Below are 2,405 nucleotides of genomic sequence, written 5' to 3' on the forward strand. Positions count from 1 at the left end.
TTGTGTCTGTTGCACAACTCAAGTTCATTAAAAAAGTATTGATAATTAATGAGCTATGTGTTATATTTATATATGCAGGGACATAAACAATATACACCAAGGCTCTTCAACTCTTTTAACCTGGCTGCCAGGATTCCGGAAGACAACTTTTACAAAAGGCTCAAATCTGTTTTAGATCTTAATTTTTTATACAAGGAGACTAAACCTTACTACGGTAAGTGTGGCCAAAAAAGTGTTGATCCCAGCGTATTTTACAGGTTATGTCTGGTTGGTTATTTGGAGAATATTATCTCGGATCGTCAACTGATCAACCATGCCTCTATGCGTCTGGATATTCTTTACTTTATTGATCACGACATTGATGATGAATTACCCTGGCACTCAACAATAAGTCGCACCAGGAATCTATTTCCGGATCAACTTTTTGAGTCATTGTTTGAGCGGGTTTTACAAATGTGTGTTGAGAAGGGGATGGTATCTGGTAAAAGCCAGGCCATAGACTCAGCTCCTATCAAAGCAAATGCCAGTATGGAGAGTCTGGAGCTAAAGGTGCCCGAAGATGAGCTGGACGAACATCTCAGGAAAGTCAGAGCCATGAGCACTGTAGACAAGAAGCCTAAGGAAAACAAAGCGTCTAAAGAACAGCAAACACTCAGTGCTTCAGATAAGGAATTGAATGAGATTAAAAAGCGTAATGAAAACTGGAGCAGCAAGCAGGATAACCGACCCGGTGCAAATAGAAAAGAGGCTAAATACACCTCAAACAAGACACATTATAGCCCTACAGACCCAGACGCCAGGATCAGCGTTAAACCAGGGAAAGCACGAAAGCTCAACTTTCACGCTCAGTTAGCTGTGGATACAGCTCATCACGTGATCACCTCAATGAGTGCTGATTTTGCTGACAAGCATGATAGCAGAAGCCTGATTGGTATCATAGATCCACTAGACCGAAGATTGAGAAAGCTTGGCCTCAAAATGGAAAATGTACTGGCTGATGCCGGATATAGCAGTGGAAGTAATTATGCAGACATGGAGAAAAGAGGGTTAAATGCCTATATACCTCCTCATGGTACTTTTAAAGGTGGTCCCGATGACTTTATCTATTATGAAAATGAAGATTACTACGAATGTAAAAACGGAAAATATGCCAGGTTCCGTAAGATCATCATTGAGAAGGATAGAGAAGTGCGTAGTTACGCTACCACAAGAGCCGACTGCCGGGACTGTCCGTTCAAGGAAGATTGTATTGGCAAGGGTACAGAGAAGCGATTCAGGGTGGTAAACCATATGAAAGAATATCAGCGAGCTATTGAAAGAGTAAATAGTAACAAAGGTCAATTCTACAAACGAAAACGGCAAGCAACGGTAGAGCCCGTGCTGGGTGTACTTACTCAGTATATGGGTTTAAGAAAAGTGAATACCAAGGGCATCCATAATGCCAATAAACAGTTCATCATGGCAGCCATCGCCTACAACCTGAAAAAGTACCTCAAATTCGAGCAAAAGAGAACTCAGTCAGCAGTCAGGGAGCTTAGACAGACCCTTCACAGCCGTACTTTAGAATTCATTCTCTTATTCAACGCCATAATACGCTCCGGTAAGGCACTCCAGCCTCATTAATCCAAATAATCAGAAGACTAAATCCGATTGTAATATTAGAGCTTCATCTGTCAAACTTTATCATTGAAAGGGGTTGCGCAACGTCAACGCATGTTACCCACCTGTTATTTCACCGTTAGAGTTGTTCGGATGGTGTTCTCCGTTCCGTTCCAGTTCATCCGACTTTTCGATTCTTTTGTGATGTTCGATGAATTAAAAGAGTTCTTCAGGAGTTCAAACTCTCTACGTTCCCGTTCCTGGATTTTGAGCATTTCTTTGTTCATTACCGCGATTTGCCAATCAGCGAGTTTTTCAGTTGGATCTGCTGTTAGAAGTGGTTCCCAGTAGTTCAGGTATTTTGTAATCTTGTCCTTCGTCCAGATGAAGAGTTCCACGGTTGGTTCTGCGGATTCAAGAGAGTTGTAGTCCATAATCCCATAGGAAATGAAGTTTTCAGCTCGATCTTGAATATCAGCGTTAGAAATGTTCACAATTCCTAATTCGTTCGACACAAATGGCGAGAGTTCGATATCGTTCTTTCGAGTTGCAAATGTGCGAATACCAACTACGATTTTTGCTTGTTTGAAGGGTTCTCCTTTGGAGTTCACAAGTTGTACTTCAATATGTTCTGGTACAGTTAGCATCAAGTTGCACTTATGGTGGGTAACGCCAAACTATCGGTTTGTGTGCCCAGAGTTGGCAGATAGCACTAAAATAGCGGAAGTGCACCACAAGCACAACGGTTTCCATGAAGCACTGCGTTCTGAAAGTAAAAATCCAGAACCACAGACCTTTCTAAAAGC

At 41.8% G+C, this 2,405-nt stretch carries 2 protein-coding genes; one reads left to right on the top strand and one right to left on the bottom strand.

Annotated features, from left to right (window positions below; all coding sequences use genetic code 11):
* Window positions 1-72 precede the first annotated feature (72 nt).
* The gene (locus RIB15_RS00005) at window positions 73-1,623 is read left to right on the top strand and encodes an IS1182 family transposase (RefSeq protein WP_502881326.1); all 1,551 of its coding nucleotides are present in this window, start codon (window positions 73-75) and stop codon (window positions 1,621-1,623) included.
* Between the two features lie 104 nt (window positions 1,624-1,727).
* Here RIB15_RS00005 and RIB15_RS00010 read toward each other — a convergent pair whose 3' ends face one another.
* Complete coding sequence (locus RIB15_RS00010) at window positions 1,728-2,246, bottom strand: hypothetical protein (RefSeq protein ID WP_350200087.1); 519 nt, start codon at window positions 2,244-2,246, stop codon at window positions 1,728-1,730.
* Window positions 2,247-2,405 lie beyond the last annotated feature (159 nt).

The organism is Gracilimonas sp., from assembly GCF_040218225.1.
Taxonomy (GTDB): domain Bacteria; phylum Bacteroidota; class Rhodothermia; order Balneolales; family Balneolaceae; genus Gracilimonas.

What these genes read in the sequence shown, in the direction of transcription:
- RIB15_RS00005 (WP_502881326.1), top strand. Translation starts at nt 73, where the DNA reads ATGCAGGGACATAAACAATATACACCAAGGCTCTTCAACTCTTTTAAC.
- RIB15_RS00010 (WP_350200087.1), bottom strand. Translation starts at nt 2,246, where the DNA reads ATGCTAACTGTACCAGAACATATTGAAGTACAACTTGTGAACTCCAAA.